Origin of the sequence: Streptomyces sp. NPDC026659 (genome assembly GCF_040638245.1) — a bacterium.
Taxonomy (GTDB): Bacteria; Actinomycetota; Actinomycetes; order Streptomycetales; family Streptomycetaceae; genus Streptomyces.
Genome location: NZ_JBEZXY010000010.1, coordinates 259,662 through 279,934, shown reverse-complemented (window position 1 = coordinate 279,934; position 20,273 = coordinate 259,662). Strand labels below are relative to the sequence as shown.

At 72.7% G+C, this 20,273-nt stretch carries 19 protein-coding genes; 11 read left to right on the top strand and 8 right to left on the bottom strand.

Features of this window, described 5'->3' with window-relative positions; genetic code table 11:
• Positions 1 to 3: 3 nt before the first annotated feature.
• From AB0E91_RS25265 to AB0E91_RS25255, 3 genes are read left to right on the top strand one after another with little or no spacing between them, the layout of a single operon-like run.
• Entirely contained in the window at positions 4 to 1,251 is a 1,248-nt protein-coding gene (locus AB0E91_RS25265; RefSeq protein WP_361786167.1) for a cytochrome P450, read from the top strand.
• A 30-nt stretch (positions 1,252 to 1,281) separates the two neighbouring features.
• The gene (locus AB0E91_RS25260; RefSeq protein WP_361786164.1) at positions 1,282 to 2,019 is read left to right on the top strand and encodes an SRPBCC family protein; all 738 of its coding nucleotides are present in this window, start codon (positions 1,282 to 1,284) and stop codon (positions 2,017 to 2,019) included.
• A 31-nt stretch (positions 2,020 to 2,050) separates the two neighbouring features.
• A complete protein-coding gene (locus AB0E91_RS25255; RefSeq protein ID WP_361786161.1) occupies positions 2,051 to 2,230 on the top strand; it encodes a hypothetical protein in 180 nt (59 codons plus the stop codon).
• A gap of 16 nt (positions 2,231 to 2,246) precedes the next feature.
• Here the strand turns inward: AB0E91_RS25255 and AB0E91_RS25250 are convergent, their stop codons facing one another.
• From AB0E91_RS25250 to AB0E91_RS25235, 4 genes are all read right to left on the bottom strand, one after another.
• Positions 2,247 to 3,245, bottom strand: coding sequence for an ABC transporter ATP-binding protein (locus AB0E91_RS25250; RefSeq protein ID WP_361786158.1), 999 nt, complete (start codon positions 3,243 to 3,245; stop codon positions 2,247 to 2,249).
• Positions 3,242 to 5,185, bottom strand: a complete 1,944-nt coding sequence (locus AB0E91_RS25245; protein WP_361786155.1) for a dipeptide/oligopeptide/nickel ABC transporter permease/ATP-binding protein — start codon at positions 5,183 to 5,185, stop codon at positions 3,242 to 3,244. The genes AB0E91_RS25250 and AB0E91_RS25245 overlap by 4 nt, the downstream gene beginning before the upstream one ends.
• A 4-nt stretch (positions 5,186 to 5,189) precedes the next feature.
• Positions 5,190 to 6,176 (bottom strand): ABC transporter permease, encoded by a 987-nt coding sequence (locus AB0E91_RS25240; protein WP_361786152.1) that lies wholly within the window; start codon positions 6,174 to 6,176, stop codon positions 5,190 to 5,192.
• Between the two features lie 77 nt (positions 6,177 to 6,253).
• Positions 6,254 to 7,849 carry an ABC transporter substrate-binding protein gene (locus tag AB0E91_RS25235; protein ID WP_361786149.1) on the bottom strand — a complete coding sequence of 532 codons (1,596 nt, stop codon included), beginning with the start codon at positions 7,847 to 7,849 and terminating at the stop codon, positions 6,254 to 6,256.
• A gap of 155 nt (positions 7,850 to 8,004) precedes the next feature.
• On the opposite strand from AB0E91_RS25235, the gene AB0E91_RS25230 reads away from it, so the two are divergent.
• From AB0E91_RS25230 to AB0E91_RS25215, 4 genes are all read left to right on the top strand, one after another.
• Complete coding sequence (locus tag AB0E91_RS25230) at positions 8,005 to 9,777, top strand: DUF885 domain-containing protein (RefSeq protein WP_361786146.1); 1,773 nt, start codon at positions 8,005 to 8,007, stop codon at positions 9,775 to 9,777.
• A 111-nt stretch (positions 9,778 to 9,888) separates the two neighbouring features.
• Positions 9,889 to 10,221: a DUF5132 domain-containing protein gene (locus tag AB0E91_RS25225; RefSeq protein WP_361786143.1), complete on the top strand. Its 333-nt coding sequence runs from the start codon at positions 9,889 to 9,891 to the stop codon at positions 10,219 to 10,221.
• A 53-nt stretch (positions 10,222 to 10,274) separates the two neighbouring features.
• Positions 10,275 to 10,973, top strand: coding sequence for an alpha/beta fold hydrolase (locus AB0E91_RS25220; RefSeq protein WP_361786140.1), 699 nt, complete (start codon positions 10,275 to 10,277; stop codon positions 10,971 to 10,973).
• A gap of 183 nt (positions 10,974 to 11,156) precedes the next feature.
• Positions 11,157 to 12,299 (top strand): alpha/beta fold hydrolase, encoded by a 1,143-nt coding sequence (locus AB0E91_RS25215; protein WP_361786137.1) that lies wholly within the window; start codon positions 11,157 to 11,159, stop codon positions 12,297 to 12,299.
• On the opposite strand, the gene AB0E91_RS25210 is transcribed toward AB0E91_RS25215, so the two are convergent.
• Positions 12,282 to 12,950, bottom strand: a complete 669-nt coding sequence (locus AB0E91_RS25210; protein ID WP_361786134.1) for an alpha/beta fold hydrolase — start codon at positions 12,948 to 12,950, stop codon at positions 12,282 to 12,284. The genes AB0E91_RS25215 and AB0E91_RS25210 overlap by 18 nt on opposite strands.
• A 290-nt stretch (positions 12,951 to 13,240) precedes the next feature.
• Here AB0E91_RS25210 and AB0E91_RS25205 point away from each other — a divergent pair, with 290 nt between their 5' ends.
• The gene (locus AB0E91_RS25205) at positions 13,241 to 13,912 is read left to right on the top strand and encodes an AraC family transcriptional regulator (RefSeq protein ID WP_361786131.1); all 672 of its coding nucleotides are present in this window, start codon (positions 13,241 to 13,243) and stop codon (positions 13,910 to 13,912) included.
• A 71-nt stretch (positions 13,913 to 13,983) separates the two neighbouring features.
• Here AB0E91_RS25205 and AB0E91_RS25200 read toward each other — a convergent pair whose 3' ends face one another.
• The gene (locus tag AB0E91_RS25200) at positions 13,984 to 15,249 is read right to left on the bottom strand and encodes an MFS transporter (protein WP_361786128.1); all 1,266 of its coding nucleotides are present in this window, start codon (positions 15,247 to 15,249) and stop codon (positions 13,984 to 13,986) included.
• A 160-nt stretch (positions 15,250 to 15,409) separates the two neighbouring features.
• Here AB0E91_RS25200 and AB0E91_RS25195 point away from each other — a divergent pair, with 160 nt between their 5' ends.
• The 3 genes from AB0E91_RS25195 (at position 15,410) to AB0E91_RS25185 (ending at position 18,078) form a co-directional block, all read left to right on the top strand.
• The gene (locus AB0E91_RS25195) at positions 15,410 to 16,366 is read left to right on the top strand and encodes a helix-turn-helix domain-containing protein (RefSeq protein WP_361786233.1); all 957 of its coding nucleotides are present in this window, start codon (positions 15,410 to 15,412) and stop codon (positions 16,364 to 16,366) included.
• A 138-nt stretch (positions 16,367 to 16,504) separates the two neighbouring features.
• Positions 16,505 to 17,476, top strand: coding sequence for an SDR family NAD(P)-dependent oxidoreductase (locus AB0E91_RS25190; RefSeq protein WP_361786125.1), 972 nt, complete (start codon positions 16,505 to 16,507; stop codon positions 17,474 to 17,476).
• Entirely contained in the window at positions 17,473 to 18,078 is a 606-nt protein-coding gene (locus AB0E91_RS25185; RefSeq protein WP_361786122.1) for a TetR family transcriptional regulator, read from the top strand. Before AB0E91_RS25190 ends, AB0E91_RS25185 begins: the two co-directional genes overlap by 4 nt.
• A 56-nt stretch (positions 18,079 to 18,134) precedes the next feature.
• Here AB0E91_RS25185 and AB0E91_RS25180 read toward each other — a convergent pair whose 3' ends face one another.
• Positions 18,135 to 18,989: a HEAT repeat domain-containing protein gene (locus tag AB0E91_RS25180; RefSeq protein ID WP_361786119.1), complete on the bottom strand. Its 855-nt coding sequence runs from the start codon at positions 18,987 to 18,989 to the stop codon at positions 18,135 to 18,137.
• 10 nt (positions 18,990 to 18,999) lie between these two features.
• Positions 19,000 to 20,271, bottom strand: coding sequence for an MFS transporter (locus AB0E91_RS25175; RefSeq protein WP_361786116.1), 1,272 nt, complete (start codon positions 20,269 to 20,271; stop codon positions 19,000 to 19,002).
• Positions 20,272 to 20,273 lie beyond the last annotated feature (2 nt).

Here is a 20,273-nt window from a genome sequence, read left to right as displayed (position 1 = left end):
GACGTGAACTCCACCGACACCCTGGACGGGGCCCGCGGCAGCGCGGGCCCCGTCCCGCCCGGCGACCTCGCCGCAGCGCTGCACACGCCCGAGGCACGCCTGGACCCGTATCCCTTCTACGCCCGGATGCGGCAGGAGAGCCCGGTCCACCGCAGCCCCCAGGGCATCTGGTACCTCACCCGGTACGCCGACGTCGAGTCGGCCCTCGGAGACTTACGGCTGTCCAACGACCGGGACAGGATGACCCGCGCCTACGGTGCGCTCGGCGGCGATCTCAAGGCCTTCAGCCGGATCACCGACCGGCTGGGCCGGGTGATGACCAACACCGACCCGCCGGACCACGCCCGGCTGCGCAAGCTCGCCAACCGCGCCTTCACCGCCCGGCGGGTCGAGGCCCTGCGCGACGGCATCCAGCGGATCGTCGACCGGCTCGTCGACGAGGCGGTCGCGGCCGGGCCGTCCATGGATCTGATCGAGGCGGTGGCCTCACCGCTGCCGCTGTCCGTGGTCTGCGAGTTGTTCGGCATTCCGCCCGAGGACCGGCCCCGGGTCAAGGGCTGGTTCCGCCGCTTCGGGCGGCTCTCCGAGGACCTCGGGAAGTCGGAGGCCGCGATCGGGCAGTACGAGGAGTACCTCGCCCGGCTGGTGCGCCGACGCCGGGCCGTTCCGGGCGACGACCTGATCAGCGCGCTGGTGGCGACGCAGGCGCAGGACGACCGGCTCACCGATTCCGAGCTGCTGTCCACCTGCTTCGTCCTGATCACGGCGGGCGACGAGACCACCACCCACCTGATCGGCAACAGCGTCCTGGCCCTGCTGCGCCACCCCGGCCAGCTGGCCCGGCTGCGCGAGGATCCGGCGCTGATCCGCACGGCCGTCGACGAACTCGCCCGCTACGACACGCCGACCCAGGCGATCGTCCGGGTCGTGGCCGAGGACCTCGGGATCGGCGGGCGGACGCTGCGCGAGGGCGAGCTGGTGTACCTGCTGCTCGCCGCGACCAACCGTGATCCCGAGCGCTTCGAGGACCCGGACCGGCTCGACCTGTCCCGCTCCGGCAACCGGCATCTGAGTTTCGGCAACGGGCCGCACTTCTGCCTGGGCGGTCCCCTGGCCAAGCTCCAGGCGGAGGTGGCCGTCGGCACGCTGGTCCGCCGGCTCCCGCGCCTGCGGCTGGCCGACGGCGCGGCCCTCGACTGGCGGCCCAACCCACTGCAGCGGCGGCTGACCGCCCTGCCGCTCACCTACTGACGCATGAACGACGACGAAGGAGAACCGACCATGGCGCGAGAGTTCGAGGTCCGCCGGGAGCAGCACCTGACCGCCACGCCCGAGCAGGTCTGGCACGCGGTCGCCACCGGCGAGGGCAACCTCGGCTGGCTGTACCCCATGGAGGTCGAGCCGCACGTCGGCGGAAAGGTCACCCGGGCCGACGGCACCGTCGTGGCCTGGGAGCCGCCGCACCACTTCGCCGTGCGCGTGTCCATGGACGACGGGTTCTCCAACACCCTGACCTACCGGATCGAACCGCTCGACGACGGGACCAGCCACCTGCGGATGGGAATCCACTGGGTGCACACGGGAGTCGTCGACGAGTACTGGGACGTCAAGTCCGACGCGGCCGAGAAGCACGTCGACTTCTACCAGCACGGCCTGGCCGAGTATCTGCGGCACTTCGCGGGGCGTCCCGCCGTCTACGTCAAGGCGGGCCGGAGCGAGCGCACCGAGGACCCCGCCGACTTCGCCGCGCTGCGCCGCCGTCTCGGCCTCGCCGACGACGCTGCCGTCGGCGACCGGCTGACGCTCGACATCCCGGGTGCGGACGGGGGCCCGGAAGAGGTGGTCGTGGACTGGATCAACCCCGACTTCGTCGGCCTGCGCGGCCCCAACGCGCTGTACCGGTTCTTCAACGGCAGCTCCTGGAACTGGCCGATCTGGGTGGGCCACCACCTCTTCGGCGAGGACGCGGACGACGAGCGGGCCACCAAGGTGTGGAACGCCTGGCTCAACGGCGCCTGATCCGTCACCCGAGACAACCGGAGGACCTCTGGTGGAAACACTGCTCTACACCGCCGAACTCGTCCAGGAGGACGGTGCCTACAAGCTCGTCGTGCAGGACGTGGTGCGGGACACGGTCCAGGTCACCCCTGTCCCCAAGTCCGCGGTGGACCGGCTGCCGACCTTCCTCTCGGTGCTGAGTTCCAAGCTCGGCACGGCCCGCGGCCGCTGACGGGCCGGTCCCAAGGTCACGGGGCCGGTGCCGGTCGCACCGGCCCCCACGGGAAGTGGCACGCGACGCCGTGCGGCTGCCAGGACGCCTCCGGCCGGGGGTCGCGCACGGCGCAGACGTCCCGCCCGGGAAGCCGGTCCGGCCCCACCGGGCACCGTGGATGGAAGCGGCACCCGGCCGGCGGTGACGCGGGGTCGGGCACCTCCCCGGAAAGGAGCGGCACCTCGGCCGCTCGTCGTCCGGCGCGCAGGCTCGGCACGGCGGACAGCAAAGTTCGGGTGTAGGGATGCCTCGGGCCGCGCAGCAGGCTCTCGGTGGGCGCGTTCTCGACGATCCGGCCGAGGTACATCACGGCGACGGCGTCCGACACGTGGCGGACGGCGGCGAGGTCGTGGCTGATGAACAACATGGCGAAGCCCAGGCGTCGTTGCAGGTCCCGGAGCGTGGTGAGGAGCGCCGCCCGGACCGACACGTCGAGCGCCGAGGTGATCTCGTCGGCGATGAGAACCGCCGGATCGACGGCCAGCGCGCGGGCGACGGCCACGCGCTGGCGCTGCCCGCCGGAGAGCTGCCCCGGCACCCGGTCGGCGCAGCCCGCGTCGAGGCCGACGAGCGCCAGCAACTCGCCGACGCGCCGTTCGCGGCCGCGACGGTCCAGCCGGACGAAGGCCCCGGCCGCTTCGGCGAGCGACTGACGTACCGTCATACGCGGGTCCAGCGCGGTGTCCGGGTCCTGGAACACCAGCTGGACCTGTCGGCCCAGCCGGCGCCGGTCGGCCGCCCGGCGCCCCCGGTACTCCAGCCCGCCGACCGTGATCCGCCCTGCGCAGGGGCTGTCCAGTCCGACGACCGCCCGGGCCAGGGTGGACTTTCCCGAACCGGACTCACCCACCAGGCCGACCGTCGTGCCCCGGGGAACCTCCAGTGACACCCCGTCCACCGCCGTGACCGGCCCGGACGGCCCGTGGTGGCGGACGGTGACGTCGTACAGCGCGAGTCCTGTGCCTTCCCTCACCGGTCCGCCTCCTCCGTCTCCCGCTGTGCGCCGAGCGGTGCCTGCGACACCGGCTGCCAGCAGGCGACGTCGTGCTCCGGGCCGAGCGGCGACAGTACGGGGCTCTCCACGGCGCACCGGTCCAGCCGGTGCGGACAGCGGTCGTGGAACGGGCAGCCCGGAGCCGCGCCGTACGGATCGGGCAGCCCTCCCTCGATGGTGTGGAGCGGGCGGTCGCGGTCCGCGTCCAGGTCCGGGACCAAGGCGACGAGGGCGCGCGTGTACGGATGCCGTGCGCCGGTCGCCAGTTCACGGGCGGGCAGGTTCTCCACGACCGTTCCGCCGTACATGACCAGCACCCGGTCGCAGGCGTCGGCGACCAGGGCGATGTCGTGGCTGATGAAGAGGATCGCGGTGGCGTCGTCGCGCCGGATGTCGCGGAGCAGGTCCATGATCTGCCGCTGCACGGTGACGTCCAGGGCCGTCGTCGGCTCGTCCGCGATGATGAGGTCGGGCCGCATCATGGCGGCGGTCGCGATCGCCACCCGCTGGCGCTGACCGCCGGACAGCTGGAAGGGCCGGGAGCGCAGCAACCGGCGCCCGCCGGGCAGCGCCACCCGGCGCAGTTGGGCCAGGGCCTGTTCGACGGCCTCGGCACGAGAGGTGCCTCGGTGGGTGCGCACGGCCTCCGTCATCTGCGTGCCGATGCGGAGGGACGGGTTGAGGGCCGACGCCGGGTTCTGGAAGATCATCGCCATTCCCGTCGCCAACTGCCCGCGCCGCTCCGCCCTGTTCGACGACTCGGCGTCCGCGCCGAGAAACCGGTGGGTGCCCCAGGTCGCGCGGGCGCCGTCCGGCAGCAGATCGGCGAGGGCGAGCGCCGTCAGTGACTTGCCGGAGCCGGACTCGCCGACCAGCCCGGCCATCTCGCCGCGCCGCAGGGCTAGCGTGACACCGCGGACGGGCCGGAGCACCCCGTCCGCCGTGGGCAGCTCGACCCGCAGGTCCTCCACTTCCAGCACGTGGTCGGCGGCGGCCGGAGGGCCGGTACGTGCGGGGAGCGCGCGTTCCTCGAGTCGCCGTGGGCGGGGGCGTCGTACGGCGGCTCCGGCCAGCATCTCGCCCAGCAACTGGAAGGCCACGGCGGCGTAGACGATGGCGATGCCGGGTGCCACGGCGGGCAGCGGCTCGGTGTAGACGCGGTCCAGGCCCTGGCTCAGCAGGAGCCCCCAGTCGTACGAGGGGGGCTGGACCCCGAGGCCGAGGAAGCTCAGTCCCGACAGGGCCACGAGTGCCGAGCCCGCGGCGACCGTGGTGTTGAGGATCAGCGGTTCGGCGATGTGCGGAAGGACATGGCGCAGGAGGAGCCGGTGGCGGCGCAGGCCCAGCACGCGCGCCGCCGCCATGAAGTCGGTTCCGGCGACTTCGGCGGCGAGGGTCTGCGTGATGCGCGCGAAGCCCGGTGCGCAGGCGATGGCCAGTGCGCAGACGGCCCCGCCCGCGCCCGCGCCGAGGAGGGCCGCGAAGAACATCGTGACGAGGAGCGCGGGGAAGGCGAGCAGGAGGTTGATCAGGGCTCCCAGCAGACGGCGTGCGCGTCTGCCCACGACGGCGGTGAGCGCGCCGAGCCCGATCCCCGCGGAGGCTCCCATGAGCGTGGCCCCGACGGCGAGCAGCAGGGAGAGCCAGGTCGCCGAGAGCAGCCGGGCCAGCAGATCCCGACCGAGGCGGTCCGTGCCGAGCGGATGGCCCGCAGTGGGTGCCAGCAGTACCGACGACGGGTCGGGGCGGTCGGCGGCCTGCCCCCAGAACACCGCTCCGGCGACGGCGAGTACGGCGAGCGAGGCGAGCATCACCAGGGTGACGACGCCCATGGGCGAGGCCCAGCCCGACCGCCACGCGCGTGGCCTGCCGGTCGCCGTACGCGGAGCGGAGGGAGCGGAGGGAGGGGACAGCACCATCGGATCACGTCTCCCGGATGACCGAGCGGGGGTCGAGCAGCGCGAGCGCGAGGTCGACGAGGAAATTCACGACGAGGACGGCCGAGCCCATCACCAGCACGGTCGCCTCGACGACCGCGTAGTCCTGCGCGGCCACGGACTGCGCCATCGCCGACCCGATGCCGGGCCAGGCGAAGACCTTCTCGACCAGTACCGTTCCCGCGATCAGGCCCGGCAGCAGGTTCCCGGCGAGCGTCAGTGACGCGGTCAGGGCGTTCGGTGCCACGTGGCGCAGCCAGAGCGGGGCGGCGGGCAGCCGTTTCGCCCGGGCGGCGCGCACATGGTCGGCCGCGAGCACCTTGAGCGTCTCCACCCGGACGATCCGCAGGAGAACCGCGGCCGGAGCGAGGGCCAGCGCGAGCACGGGCAGCACGTAGGACCGGGGACCGAGGTCACCGGCCGCCGGAAAGAGGCGCAGACCGACCGCCAATCCCGCGGTGAGACCCGCGGCGAGCACGAAGTCCGGCACACCGGCCAGGGCGGAGGTGGTGGCGGTGAACGCCAGTTCCGCCCGGGGGCGCCGCCCTCCGCGTGTCCACACCGCGGCGAGCAGCCCGCCGGGAAGGGCAACGACGAGGACGCAGGCGAAGGCCAGGACGGCCAGCAGCAGGGTGGCCGGCAGACGTGCGCCGACCAGGTCGGCCACCGGCTCGCCCGTCACCAGGGAGACGCCGAGATCTCCCTGGAACAGGTTCCGCAGGTAGCGCCAGTACTGTGCCGACAGGCCCGTGTCCAGACCGAGTTGGTGCCGCTTCGCCGCCACCAGGTCCGGCGGCGCGTCCACGCCCAGCGCGGCCCGGACGGGGTCGCCGGGTACCAGCCGGATCATCGCGAACGAGGCGGTGACGACGACGAGGAGGGAGAGCGTCAGCCGCACCGCGCGCCGACAGCAGAACACCCCCCACGGGTGGCGCCGGGTCAGGGCGCCGAGCCGCGCGGACACGGTCGTCATACGGGTTCCCCTCGGCTGGTCGTGGGCGGGCGTCCACCGCTGCCTGTGCGGGCGGATGCCGGTCGGGGCGTCCGCCACTATCTGTGCAGGCGGATGCTGGTCGGTACGACCCGTCCACCGGGCGCGACGGCGAAGGTCGTCCGGTAGCCGTACACGGTGCCCGTGCCGTCGGCGACGGGCAGCGCGTCGGCCGAGCGGAACAGCGCCGCGGCGGCCCGGTTCCAGTCCGCGCACCCGGCGGTGCCCGGCGCGCGCAGCGCGAGGGCGGCGAAGCGGTCGTAGGCGTGGTTGGTGACGTGTGCGAAGTTCAGTCCCCGCGACGGCGGCGGGCCGGAGAAGTACGGGGTGAGCTGCGCGGGCAGCGGCGGGCCGGGCGAGCTGCCGACCACGACGTCGAAGTCCCCGCTCTGGTACATGGCCTGGACGACCGCGTTGCGGCTCTCGCTGACGAGGTCGACGTCCGCGCCCAGCGCCCGCCAGGTGGCGGCCATCAGTTCGGCGACCGACGGCAGGGTGGAGCCGAAGTCGGGGCTGCTGAGCAGCCGCAGCTTCAGCGGCCGGCCCCGCTTGACCAGCCTGCCCCGCGCGTCCTTCGTCCAGCCCGCGGTTCCCAGGGCCCGCACGGCGCCGCGCGAGGGCAGGTTGGCGGCGGCCACGTCCGCGTGGCAGACGGAATCCGCGGCCGTCAGATGGCTCGCGGGCGTGCCCTCGCCGCCGATCGCCACATTGGCGAGGCCCTTGCGGTCCAGGGCCCCCACGAGTGCCCGGCGCAGCACGGGATCGCTCAGGGGGCGGCCGGGCCGTTCGTTGAAGAAGGTGAGCCCCACGACGGTCGGAACCCGCGCGGCGGCCAGGCCGTGTCCGGTCAGCCGCGCGCGGTCGGGGCCGGTCACCGCCGCGATGTTCACCCCGCCCGTGAGCAGCAGGTTCGCCACCGTGGACTCCTGCGGCACCACCGACACCACGATCCGCTCGGGCTGCCCCGGGGCCGCGTTGGTCGCTCCCCCCGGCCCCCACGCGTACCCCTTGCGCCGGGTGAAGACGTACGGGCCGCCCGAGGTGTAGCCGCTCAGCACGTACGGCCCCGTGCCCCGCGTGCTCCGGGCCAGCGCGCCGGGATCCGTGAGCCCGGCCGGGCAGACGACGGGCAGCAGACCGACCGTCCGCAGGATGAAGCCGTACGGTGATGCCGTGCGCACCGACACCGTCCGTGCCGCGTCGTCGGCCGACACCGTGAACGGCACATCGGGCAGCGCCGCCCTGGCGCCGACGAGCCGGTTGCGGGGATCGCCCGCGTACCGCAGCGAGCGGGCCACCCCGGAGGCGGTGAGCGGCGTGCCGTCGGAGCAGGTCACTCCCTTGCGCAGGGTGAAGCTCGCCGAGACGGCTCCGTCGTGCCAGGTCCCGGCCAGCCCGGACACCACCCGCCCGCCCGGCGCCGTGCTGACCAGCGAGTCGTAGGCGTAGGGGGCCAGGGCGGAGCCGAACTGCGCGTACGGATGGAAATCCGGCGTCTCGGCGGCGGTGGCGACGGTGACCGTGCCCCCCATCACGACGGGGGTGTGGATCGACGACGTCTCACCGCCACAGCCCGCCGACACGGCCGAGGCGGCAACGGCCAACGTCACCACGGCCGACCGGGCCCTGGGGAACGACACGGTGCGGCGGTGCATGGCGGCATCGTGCCACCGGGTCCGACGGCGTCGGACGGGCTTTCCGGACCTGGACACGAACGAGGCGGACCGATTCCCCCGTCCGAGTGAGCCTGCCCGACTCGCGGTGCCCGCGTACGTCCTGACCTGCCATCACCCGGGCGCACACTGACGCCATGGCGAACCATCCATCGGACCACCCTGACGGCTCGGCGGCGCGGGAGGTCGACCGGCTCGCGGCCGCGTACTGGGACTTCCTGCTGGCCCGTGAGCCGTCGTTGCGGACACGCCGCGGACTGCCGGTCGAATCGCTGCCGGGGGTGTCCGCCGCGGAGGACGACGAGCGCGGCCGGTTCGCGGCAGGGGTGCTGGAGCGGCTGGACACGCTGCGGCCCGCGGAGCTGTCCGGCGCCACCGCCGACACCGCGGGTTTCCTCCGGGCGCTGGCCGAACAGGAGGCGGAGGCGGGACGCTTCCACTGGCTCACCCCCACCGCCACGCCGTACCGGCTCTTCCGGCTCCAGCAGTACGGGGACATGGTCTTCCGTCCGTACCGCTTCGAGCACCGGGCCGACGCGGACCGGTATGTGTCCCTCGTGCGGGATCTGGCGCGCTGCGTGGCGACGATCGCCGACAAGGCCGCCGGGCAGGCGGCCCGGGGATTCCGCGTCCCGGTCCCGGCGCTGGCCGGGGCCTGCTCCACCATCGGGCGACTGCGGGCGTCGGCGGCCCGGTACGTCCGCGTGGACGCCGAGCGGGTCACGCGACTCGACTCCGCGAGCCGGGGCCGCCTGCGCGACGCGGTGGCCGGGATCGTGGCCACCGAGCTGGAGCCGGCGTTCGACCGGCTCCTCGCCCTCGTGGGCGACCCGGACTACCTCGGGCGGGCCCCGCGGACGGTCGGCTGGGCGCACTACCAGGAGGGCGAGGCGGCGTACCGGGCCTTCGTCCGGACGTACACGTCCGGCGACACCCCGCCCGAACGCCTCCACGCGCTCGGCCGTGAGCACTGCCGCGAACTCGGGGAGCGGATGCGGGAGTTGCGGCACACGCTCGGCTTCACGGGAACGGAGGCGGAGTTCCACACCCGCCTCGCGACCGAGCCCCGCCTGTACGCCGCCACCCCGGAGGAGGTCGAGGACCGCTACCTGGGGCATCTCGACCGGCTCACCCCGCTGCTGCCGCGCTGGTTCGCGGTCATGCCCCGGGCCCCCTACGGCGTGGCCCGCCTCGACCCGGCGCTCGAGAAGTCGATGACGTACGGCTACTACGACCCGCCGACCGCGGCGCGACCGGTGGGACGCTACCGCTACAACGCCTCGGACCTGGCGCACCGCTCCCTGCTCGGCTCGGCCGCGCTGATCCACCACGAGCTGGCGCCCGGCCACCACTTCCACCTCGCCCGCCAGGCCGAGGACACCACCCTGCCCGACCTGCGGCGCGAACTGGTGCCGTTCGGCGGGTTCGAGGAGGGATGGGCGGAGTACGCCGCCGGTCTCGGCTGGGAGATGGGGCTGTACGACGACCCGTGGGACGCGTACGGACGCCTGGCCCACGAGCGGTTCACCGCGCAGCGCCTGGTCATCGACACCGGCCTGAACCTCGGGACGATGGCGCTGGAGCAGGCGCGCGCCTTCATGAGCGCCCACGGGGCGGCCGAGTCCGACGGGCAGATCACGACCGAGTTGCTGCGTTACTCGACCGATCTGCCGGGCCAGGCGCTGACGTACCGGGCGGGATACGCGGAGTTCACGGCATTGCGGAAAGCGGTCGAGCGCGACTCCGGGGACGCGTTCGACGTGCGCGCCTTCCACGAGGCCGTGCTGGGCGGCGGCACGCTGCCGTTTCCCGTGCTCCGCCGACGGGTGGCGCGGGAGACACGCCGCGCCCTGAGCTCCCGAGGGCATGAACAGGCCGTCACGGGCGGCCCCTTCTCCTCGAACGAGTGAAGGTCACGGCCGAACCGGTGACTTTTCGCTCCGTCGCGGATACTCTCCGTGACGAAGAGCTCGTCGCCTTTCCGTCATCGCCCTCCCGGCAGAAGAGAAGGACGTCCTGCCATGCCTCCCGTAGTACCTCCCTTCCTGATCGGCCTGATCACCGCTTCCGTGGCCAAGAAGTTCGGCAAACCCGTCCTGCGAGGGCTTGTCAGAACGTCGGTGGGCCTGGGAATGAGCGTCAAGCGTGTCGTCCACGAAGCGGGCGAGGGAATCCACGACATCGCCGCCGAGGCGACCGCCGAGGTCCTCGCCGTCCAGCTGACGCAGGAGGCCGAGCACCGCGCTGCCACCACCGACGCCGGCGCCTCGACGACCGACGGCACGCACCAGACCGCCCGCAAGGGGCGTCGCGCCGGTTCCACCGCTGCCCGAGCCGCCGCAAGCGCGTCGTGACCGGGAAGTGGCTTCGGGTCCACCGGCGTCCGGTGGACCCGAGGCTTCGGCTGGTGTGCTTCCCGCACGCGGGCGGCACGGCGCAGTTGTTCCACGGCTGGCCCGCACTGCTGCCGGAGGACGTCGAGGTGCTCGCCGTGCGCTATCCCGGCCGCCAGGACCGGCTGGCGGAAGCCTGCGTCGAGGACATGGCCACCCTGGCCGACGCGATCGAGGACGCGCTGGAGCCATGGCTCGACCGGCCGCTGGCGCTGTTCGGGCACAGCATGGGCGCGTGCGTCGCCTACGAGCTGGCCGTGCGCCTGGAGGCCCGCGGCACCGTCCCGGAGCAGCTGCTGGTCTCCGCGCACGAGGCCCCGCATCGCACCGAACGCGCCACACTGCACGGCGCCGACGACAACACCTTGATCAGCCGCGTCCAGAGCCTCGGCGACCTGCACTCCGAGGCGTACGACATCCCGGAGCTGCGCGACCTGCTGCTGCCCGCCCTCCGGGCGGACTACCGGCTCATCGAGGGTTACCGCCCCACGCGTCCGACACCGGTCAAGGCACCGATCACGGCGTACGTCGGCCAGGACGATCCGAGTTGCGCACTCGACCGCGTCCGCGCCTGGTCCGACCTCACCGCACCGGGCTCCTTCGAACTGCGCTCGTTTCCCGGGGACCACTTCTATCTCGCGGCCCGGGAAGCCGAAGTGGTCGCGGACGTGGCGGCACGCCTCGCGCGCCCGTGCGGAACCGGCCCGGCCTGACGGCGCCCTGCTCCCCCGTACCGGCGCGCGTCCGGCGCGCGTCCGACTGCGCCCCTGTGACCACAACGCCCCGGCACCACGCATGGCGCCCCCGGGGATCTCGGGGGACGATGCTTGTGCCGGGTGCTCAGACGCGCGGTGTCCCCGACGGCGGCCACCATGGCCGGGACGGGAGAGGGAACCATGCGACCGGGCGCACGCGCCGCCGACGCGGCACTCCAGTTGCTCAGCCGGGACTGGGCCGGGCTGGTCATCGCCCTGCCACCGGCGGCCGTGGGCGGATGGTGCGTCACCCGGGGTCACGGTCGGCGCGTTCTCGGTGGCGCGCTCTGTGCCGTGGCGCTCGCGCTCGGACTCGGGTCACTGCGCCACATGGTGCATGTGCGGCGGGTCGGCCTCGGGTATCCCCCGCCCGGACGCCTGGTGGACGTGGGCGGCCATCGGATGCACGTCCTCGCCGAGGGAGACGCCGGGTCGGGGCCCACGGTGGTCTGGATGCCGGGCGGCCACGCGGGCGGCTACGCCATGCACCGACTGCACGCGCTGGCGCGGGAGCGGACGCGTTCGGTCCTGGTGGACCGTCCGGGCTCCGGCTGGAGCGACCCGGGCCCCTTCCCGCGCACGACGGCGGCCGAGGCCGTCGAACTGCTCACGGCGCTGGAGCGGGCAGGCGAAGAAGGGCCCTTCGTCCTCGTGGGGCACTCCTTCGGGGGGCTCCTCATGGCCAACGCCGCCAGGCGCCGCCCCGATCTGGTGGCCGGCCTGGTGCTGCTCGATCCCACCCCGCCCGATGTCGTCGCCTTCGGTCCGTCGCTCGCGACCCTGCGGCACGCCGGCCGGGACCAGGCTCTCCGCGCGCTGCGCCACCTCTTCGGTCTCCACCCCCTCCTGCCCAGGAACGAGGCACACCCTTCCGACGATCCGGCGCGGGTCCTCGCCACTGTCGAGTCCAGGACCAGGGCGAGCTGCGCCGCCGCGTCGATCCTGCGCGAGTTGTCGCCGGACGGCATCACCCGCAACGGCTGGCAGACGGTCGTGCACGACGGCGAGCTCGGCTCCCTGCCCCTCCTCGTCGTGGCGCCCCGCGATCTGACGGGCGGTGGCGCGGTCTTCGACACGGTCGACGATCCGCAGGAGAACGCCCGGGTACGGCACTTCTTCCTCACCGTGCGAGACCGCTTCCTGGCGGCCTCCAGCGCGGCCCGCAGGATCTACACCCCGGAGGGAACCGGCCACGACTTCCCGGACCGGGTACCCGAGTTCGTCGTGGACGTCGTGAGCTCCCTGCTGACCGACGCCGAACCGGGTTCATTCGCCCAGCAGTAGTGCGGCGACCGCCTCCGGGGCCTCGTGCATGGCGTCGTGCCCGGTGGGGAGGTCGTGGACCTTCCACTCGGGATCGGCTTGGAGCCGGGTGCGCAGTTCGGCGAACGGCGTCCGGTCCTCCCATCCCGAGCAGTGGACGAACTCCCGACGGGGGATCCGGTCGAGCGTGCCCGAGAGCCGGATCGTCTGCAGGAACGAGGCGAGGGGATGGGGACGGCGGCGGGGATCGCCGCCGTGGGGCGGTCGAACGGCGTAGCCGGTGGACTCGGCGCCGGCGGCGAACACCTCCCGGAAGTGCTCGTTCGTCGACGTCCAGCACGACTCCCCGTCGCGCGGCACGTAGGCGTCCAGATGCACCAGCCGTGAGATCCGGCCGTCGGCACGGTCGGCGGCTGCGGCGATCACCATCCCGGCGTAGCTGTGGCCGACCAGCGTCGCGCCGGTGATGTGGTGGCGGTCGAGGTGCCGCAACACGTCGTCGGCGTGCGTGTCGAGGTTGGCGGTCGCGACCGTCGTCTTGTCGTCGTCCGGCCGCAGACCGGTCAGGGTCAGGGCGTGAACGGTGTGACCGGCACGCTCCAGCAGCGGAACCACCGCCTCGAACGACCAGGAGCCCTTCCAGGCGCCGGGTACCAGGACGAACGTCGCCACGTTTCTCTCCCTCTCTCGCGAGTTCTCTCTCGGGCCGCGGCATCGAGGCGCGCCGCGTCGATGCCCTGTGGTGCGGTCGGGCGCTCCGCGCGCCTCGGGGCCACTCGGCATGGAGGAAATCTCACCGGATCGGGGAGTGGCTTGCCACCGAAGGCTGCCAACCGATGCCCGTTCACCGCCAGCCTCGCCGATCCGCCGACGTGACGTCGTATGTGTGGCCCTCCGGTGGTCGTCATCTCTGGCCGTCGGGCGGGACGAGTGCGACGCAGTCGCACGCACGGGGACATCTGGTGTACGCGGCCGGCGGCGTCCTGGCGGTGCACACCGAGCGCGGCACGTCGATCGTTCCCGCCAACCGGGTCGCCTGGACCCCCGCCGGGTTCACTCATCAGCACCGCGCGCACGGCGACACCGACATGCGGATCGTCTTCCTCACGCCGTCCCTCGCACGGTTCATGCCGGATGGTCCCGCCGTGTTCCTGGCCTCCGGCCTCGCCCGCGAGGTCGTGCTCGCCCTGACCGGTCCCGGCAACCACGACGACACCACGCCCGGTTACAGCCGCTCCGCGCGCGCTCGTCTGGTCCGAGTCCTCGTCGAGGAACTCCGCGAGGCGGACGAGCAGCCGCTGCACCTGCCGGAGCCGCGGGACGACCGGCTGCGGGCCATTGCCCGGATGCTGTCCGAGGACCCGGCGGACAACGCCACGCTGCCCGAGTTCGGGAAGAAGATCGGGGCGGGCACCCGCACCCTCAGCCGACTGTTCCGCGGCGAACTCGGCATGACCTTCTACGAGTGGCGCACACAGCTACGCCTCTACCACGCGCTCGTGCTCCTCGCCGACGGCCACGACACCACCCACACCGCCAACGCCTGCGGGTGGGCCAACCCCAGCAGCTTCATCGCGGCGTTCAGCGCCGTCGTCGGAACGACGCCCGGCCGCTACCGAACCCGAACCAGGTAGCCGCCGGTGGTCGTCCGGGCGGTCGCGATCCCGTGGCACCGGTCCCGGTATGCGGACGGCGTCGTCGCGACCTATTCCGTGCTCGATGCGGACGCTCGCACGTCGTGCGCTCGTGCTTCATGCTCGACGCCGGAGAGAGCGTCCCTCGGCATCGATCCCGTCCGAGTGAGCGAGACGAAGAGTCCGGCGGCTGTTGTGGCGAATGTCGCGGCAGCGTAGACGATCGCCGCGGGCACCAGACCGATGGCGTCGCTGAGGAAGCCCGCCGCGATGGTGGGGACGCCGTACGCGAGATAGGCGACGACGTAGACGGCGGAGAACAGCGTCGCGCGCTCCTGCGCTCGCGTCAGCGGGACAAGCAGCCCGAGCGTGCTGGAGAAGACGGCGCCGAAGCCGAGGCCGGTGATGATCGCGCCGCAGATGATGAGCGAGGCGAGGCCCGCCGCGAACGAGCACGCCTCCAGCGACACACCGGCGAGGACCGCCGCGTACCCGGCGAGCATGAACCGCCGGGGCGGCATCAGCGGGCCGAGTACGAGCGCGGAGAAGGCCGCGGCCAGGGGCTGGGCCGCGACCACCAGGCCGAGGGCGGCTCCGCCGGTGATGTGCAGGGCTTGATGGACGATCGACGCCCCGAGGCCGAGGACCAGTCCGGCCGACATCCAGATCCCGATCATCCCCGGGGCGGTGCGAGCGAACGCGGTCCGGGCGGCGGCCGGCACGCCGACGCGTGACACGAGGGCATCGCCGATCCCTTGACGCCCGCCGACCGTCTCGGGCGACACCGCTGTGACGGCGAGGGCCACGACGACGATCGCGAGTGCGGCTCCGAACACGACCGTGGCGGGTGCTGCCGCGAACTGGATGGCGATGCCAGTCAGGAAAACACCGATGCCGAGACCGGCGACGGATGCGATGCTCACGACCAGTGCCGCAACCTTCTTCAGCGCCGCTGGTGCGACCTCGGCGATGTAGGCGCTGAACGCGCTCGTGGCCGCTCCCGTCGCGAAGCCCTGCAGCGCCCGCGCGACGATGACGACGCCGATGTCCGGAGCGATCAGGAACACCGCCATCGCGACCGCCTGGAGCGCGAGGGCCGCGACGAGTACCGGACGGCGGCCGATGCGATCCGACAAGGAACCGATGACGAGAAGCGCGAGGAGGAGCGCGAAGGCGTAGATCGCGAACGCGACCGTCAACTCGCTGTCGGGAAAGCGCCAGCGCTGCTGGTAGACGACCAACAGGGCGCTCGGTGCTCCCGCGGCGGCCATCACCGCCGTGAACGCGACGGCGGACGTGACGAAGGCGACGACCGGCGGAACCGTTGGACGCGGCATGGGCATGGAACCCCTCTCCACTCGACGTAGGACCGCACCCGGCTGGACGGCACACCCAGTTTCGAGCGGTGGGACGACACCCTCCAGCGGCAAGAATGCCAATACATGCGAGGATTCCGCCACGGGGATGGATCACCGCGAGCCGAGGAGAGGGACGACGATGAGTTCACACCGGGTGATGGTGCTTGTGCTGGAAGGGGCGCTCCCGCTCGACGTCGGCATCCCGGCCCAGGTGTTCCAGCCGCGTGACGGATTCCCGTACGAGCTGACGGTGTGCGGTGTCACCGCGGGAACGGTGCCGTCCAGTCAGGGTTTCGGGTACGCGGTGCCGCAGGGCCTCGACGCGCTGACCGGGGCGGACACCATCATCGTCCCCGGCTACGCGCCGGTCGGCCGACCGGTCCCGGCCGCGGTGCACGAAGCGCTTCGGAGGGCGCATGCGAGAGGAGCCCGCATCGCGTCGATCTGCTACGGCGCGTTCGCCCTGGCCGACGCGGGTCTGCTGAAAGGGCGGCGCGCGACGACGCATTGGGACGCGGCGGAGCTGCTGGCGCAGCGTCATCCCGACATCCGGGTGGAGCCCAATGTGCTGTTCGTCGACGAGGGTTCGGTCCTCACCTCGGCCGGTGTCGCGGCGGGCATCGACCTGTGCCTGCACATCGTCCGGCGCGACCTCGGTGTGAGCGTGGCGAACGACATCGCCCGCCGTCTGGTGACGGCGCCCCACCGGACCGGCGGCCAGGCCCAGTACCTGCCCCGAAGCAGCCCGGAACCGCACGGCGACACTCTCGCGGCGACCCGGGAATGGGCGCTGACACGCCTTCACGAGCAGCTCACCGTCACCGATCTCGCGACGCACGCGCGAATGTCACTGCGCACCTTCATGCGCCGCTTCACCGAGGAGACCGGCGACACGCCGTTGCAGTGGGTCCTGCGCGCCCGGGTCGACGCCGCCCGCGCGCTCCTGGAAACCACGAAGCTCCCGGTCGACCGGATCGCCGAGCGCGTCGGCCTGGGAACCGGCTCCAACCTCCGCCTGCACTTCCGGAGAATCCTCGACGTGTCGCCGACCGAGTACCGGGCCGCGTTCTCCGACCGGACGATTCCGACTCCTTGAGCGGGAAATCCTCAAGCCACCGCTCGCGGACTTCCTTCACCGCGAGCCCCCTCCACACCCGGCCGACGCACGCCGGGACAGCGGCCTGTCGCACCCGACGCGAAGCGAACCACCGTATGTTACGGTACTGAGTACCACATGGAACTCGATACCAAGGAGTCCGCCATGGACAGCCGGACTGTCGTCTTAACCGGAGTGACCCGCGGATTCGGCCGCGAGGCCGTCGAGTCGCTGATCCGGGAACGGCCGCAGGACCACTACGTCGTGCTGGCCCGCCGGGGCGGCGAACGCCTCGCCGCGGAACTCGTCGAGGCCACCGGCGCTTCCGGGGTCACTGGATTGGATTGCGACCTCGTTTCGCTCGCCGAGATCAGGCGGGCGGTGACGGAGATTCTGCGGGGGCTCGACACCGGGCAACTCCCGCCGCTCGGCGGCTATCTGGGCAACGCCGGCCTGACGGTCACGACGACCGACCTGCGCACCACGGACGGGTACGAGATGACCTTCGGGGTCAACGTGCTGTCCCACTACCTGCTCGTCAGGGAACTGCTGCCCCGGTTCACCGGTCCGGGCTGGATCGTGCTCACCTCGAGCGACTGCCACTTCGGGCAGTTCCGCCACACGCTCGGCGCCACGCCGCCGCCGCGCTGGGAGACGCCGGAACGACTGGCCACGCCTCGTGCCGGTGGAGCGCGGGAGGCCGGGCGGGCGTACGCGACCAGCAAACTCGGCGTCATCCATCTGACCCATGCGCTGGCCCGCCGTCTGCCCGACGGCGTCGGCGTCTACTCCTACAACCCGGCGCTCGTCGCGGGCACCGACTTCTTCCGCCACGCCCCCGGGCCCGTGCGGGGCGTGCTCAACGGGTTCTTCCAGCTTCAGCGCTTCCTCGGCCGGGGCATGACGCCGCGGCAGGCGGGCGCCCGGCTCGCCGGGACGATCCTGACCGAGCCGAGCGCCCGGACCGGGTCCTACCTCGATCGCGGCCGCGCCGTCCCCTCGTCGCCGGAGTCGTACGACGAGGCCCGCGAGGAGGAGCTGTGGCGCGAAGCCGCCCTCCTCGTCGACGCCGACCGCCGGGCGGAACGGGCGGATATCCTGACCGAATGAGCGTGAACAAGTTTCCGGTGGAGTCCTTGCGGGACCGCAAGCGCCGCCAGACCCGGGAACGGATCATCGAGACGGCCTTCGCGCTCTTCATGGAGCGGGGGTTCGATGTCGTCACCGTGGACGAGATCGCCCAGCGGGCCGAGATCGGTCGCACCACCTTCTTCCGCTACTTCGGCGACAAACAGGAAGTCGTCTTCTCCACCGAGGACGACTTCCTGCGCGCGCTCACCGCGGCCATGCGCGACGCGCCCGCCGAGCCGCTCCGGGATCTCGCGCAGGCGCTGACCACATCACGGCTGCTGCTGCTCGCGATCTGCACCGAGGCCGCCCGCGACCCCGGTCACCACGCGGTGTACCACCGCCTGGTCACGCAGCACCCCGAACTCGAAGACCGCCACACCCGCAAGACCCGGCACTACGCCGACCTCCTCGAAAAACACCTGATCGACCACGGCACCCCGCCGGCCACCGCCGTCCTCGCCGCCCAGTTGACCCTCGCCTGCTACCAGACGGCATGGCGCCTCGGCGGCCACGACGCGACGGCGGTGCTCCGCGAGGCGAACGACGCCTTCGACCTCCTGTTGGACGCCACCGCGGCTTGACCGGCGGACCGGCCTTCGCCGCGAGATCGTCACATCCCTCGGGCAGTCGGCTCGCCTCACCCCGGCGCGACCGGCAACCCCATGACCGTACGCGCCGCGTCGCGCACGTCACCGTCCTCGTCCGCCGCAAGCCGTTCGAGCGCGGCCCGTACCGTCGGGCCGGGTCGGCGCGCCAGGGACCACGCGGTCCAGAACCGCACCCACCGGTCGGCGTCTTCGGCGCAGGCGACCAACAGATCGGTCACCGCCTCCTCGCGCGAGCGGCCGAGGGCCGAGACCGCGCTGCGCCGCACCTCGGGCGCGGGATCGCGGGCGCCGGCGAGCAGGACGGCCAGGGCTCGTGGCGGGTCGCCGACGCCGAAGACGCTGCCGAGCGTACTCATCGCATGGGCCCGCACCTGCGGGTCCGGGTCGGAGGCCGCGTCGGCCACCACCCCGAAGTACCGCGCACCGCCGAAGTCGATGACGGCCACGCCCCAGATGCCGACCCGACGGGTCCTGGGATCGGCCGAGTCGAGGCAGTCCAGGACCAGCCTGGTCGATTCCTCCGGCCACGCGGAGAACAGATCGAGGACGGTGAGCTCCAGGGTGTCCCCGTCGTCGTTGCGATCGCTTTCCCGAGCGCGCAACAACGCGGGCAGCGCGGCCACACCGCAGGCGCCCGCCAGAACATGGGCGATCCGGCCCCGCGCGAAGGAGTCGTCGGCGTCGACGTGCCGAGCGAGCCGCCGTTCGAGGTCCGGCCGCAGGAACGCGGCCGCCGGTGTCCGCAGTTGCTCCACCCAGGGCTCGAACCGGAGATATGCCCCGGGCCCGCGCGAGGTGACGTCGGCGAGCCGCGCGTCCAGCTCGCTCAGGGCGTGCCGCAGTGCCGAGCGCTCCGCCGCCTGTTCGTCCGTCGCCGCCGTCATGCCGCTGAGCTTACGGTCGGGTGGCGGGTTCAGCGACAGGTCGGTTGACGGGCCTCTTTCTCGAACTTCCGCCTGTGAGGACCACCCCGCCGCCCACGAGCGCCAATCCGAGCAAGGCCGCGCCGAACACCGTGGTCCCTGTCGTCAGCCCGACCGCGTCGCTGAGGTAGCCGGCCAGGACCGGAAGGATGCCCGCCATGAGGTAACCACCCACGTTCAGCGCGGCGTTGGCCTCCGCCAGGCGGGCCGGGGGCACGGCGGCGTTGAGCAGGGAGAGGCCGCCGAGTTGGCCCATGCCCTGGCCCGCGCCCGCGAGCAGCGCCGCGCCGACGAGCGCCGGGACGGAGGCCGTACGGACGGCGATGATCAGCACCGACATGGCCAGCGCGGTCGCCGTGGCGCCGGAGAGCAGTACCGTCCGCCGGTCCAGGCGCCGCACGGCGAACTGCACACCGGTCGCGGCGAGGAACATGGCGAAGGCCAGGGCGCCCGCGACGACGCGGCTGGTGGCGTCGAGCAGTCCGGTCAGCAGCGAGGGGCCGAGCGACAGCACGAATGAGGTGGCGGTAATGCCGGGGGCGAACACGGCGATTCCTTGGGCGAGTTGGCGTCCGCTGCCGGGCGGTACAGCGGGTACCCGGACCCAGGCGCCCCGGGCCGGTGCCGTGGGGCAGTCCAGCGGCGTACGCAGTACGGCGAGCACCGCCGTGAGCAGGAGGGCGGCCTCCACGGCGAAGACGGTCACCGTCGGCGCGGGCAGCGTCTCAGAGAGGACCCCGGCCAGCAGCGGTCCGAGACCGGCACCAAAGACCATCGCACAGGAGGCGAACAGGGCACCGGTCCGCTTGCGGGCGGGCCCGGCGATGTCGCTCACGGCGGCCATCCCGGCCGAGACGACGGCGCCCACCGCGATGCCGGTGAACAGCCGCGCCGCGATCAGCGCGGCGACGCTCGTCGCGGTGGCGAAGATCAGACACGCGGCCAGCGCGAGCGCCAGCGCGGGGAGCAGTACGGGTTTGCGGCCCAGCCGATCGGAGACCACGCCGCACACCAGCAGCGAGCCGAGCAGTCCGACGATGTAGCACGCGAAGACCACGGTCAGCGTGCCCTTGGAGAAGCCGATGTCGCGCTGCCAGAGCACGTAGAGCGGGGTCGCCGCGTTCGAGAGCACGAAGACGGCAGTGACCGGCCACGCGGACAGCCACACCCACCACAGCGGGGCCGCTCCTCCCCCGCGCTCCATTGTCACGGCGCTGACCTGCGTTGTTCGTTGTCCGGGCATGA

Excerpts from the sequence above, each read along its gene's own strand:
- AB0E91_RS25260 (WP_361786164.1), top strand. The coding sequence starts at position 1,282 with ATGGCGCGAGAGTTCGAGGTCCGCCGGGAGCAGCACCTGACCGCCACG.
- AB0E91_RS25245 (WP_361786155.1), bottom strand. The coding sequence starts at position 5,185 with ATGGTGCTGTCCCCTCCCTCCGCTCCCTCCGCTCCGCGTACGGCGACC.
- AB0E91_RS25240 (WP_361786152.1), bottom strand. The coding sequence starts at position 6,176 with ATGACGACCGTGTCCGCGCGGCTCGGCGCCCTGACCCGGCGCCACCCG.
- AB0E91_RS25235 (WP_361786149.1), bottom strand. The coding sequence starts at position 7,849 with ATGCACCGCCGCACCGTGTCGTTCCCCAGGGCCCGGTCGGCCGTGGTG.
- AB0E91_RS25230 (WP_361786146.1), top strand. The coding sequence starts at position 8,005 with ATGGCGAACCATCCATCGGACCACCCTGACGGCTCGGCGGCGCGGGAG.
- AB0E91_RS25225 (WP_361786143.1), top strand. The coding sequence starts at position 9,889 with ATGCCTCCCGTAGTACCTCCCTTCCTGATCGGCCTGATCACCGCTTCC.
- AB0E91_RS25215 (WP_361786137.1), top strand. The coding sequence starts at position 11,157 with ATGCGACCGGGCGCACGCGCCGCCGACGCGGCACTCCAGTTGCTCAGC.
- AB0E91_RS25200 (WP_361786128.1), bottom strand. The coding sequence starts at position 15,249 with ATGCCGCGTCCAACGGTTCCGCCGGTCGTCGCCTTCGTCACGTCCGCC.
- AB0E91_RS25195 (WP_361786233.1), top strand. The coding sequence starts at position 15,410 with ATGAGTTCACACCGGGTGATGGTGCTTGTGCTGGAAGGGGCGCTCCCG.
- AB0E91_RS25190 (WP_361786125.1), top strand. The coding sequence starts at position 16,505 with ATGGAACTCGATACCAAGGAGTCCGCCATGGACAGCCGGACTGTCGTC.
- AB0E91_RS25185 (WP_361786122.1), top strand. The coding sequence starts at position 17,473 with ATGAGCGTGAACAAGTTTCCGGTGGAGTCCTTGCGGGACCGCAAGCGC.
- AB0E91_RS25180 (WP_361786119.1), bottom strand. The coding sequence starts at position 18,989 with ATGACGGCGGCGACGGACGAACAGGCGGCGGAGCGCTCGGCACTGCGG.
- AB0E91_RS25175 (WP_361786116.1), bottom strand. The coding sequence starts at position 20,271 with ATGCCCGGACAACGAACAACGCAGGTCAGCGCCGTGACAATGGAGCGC.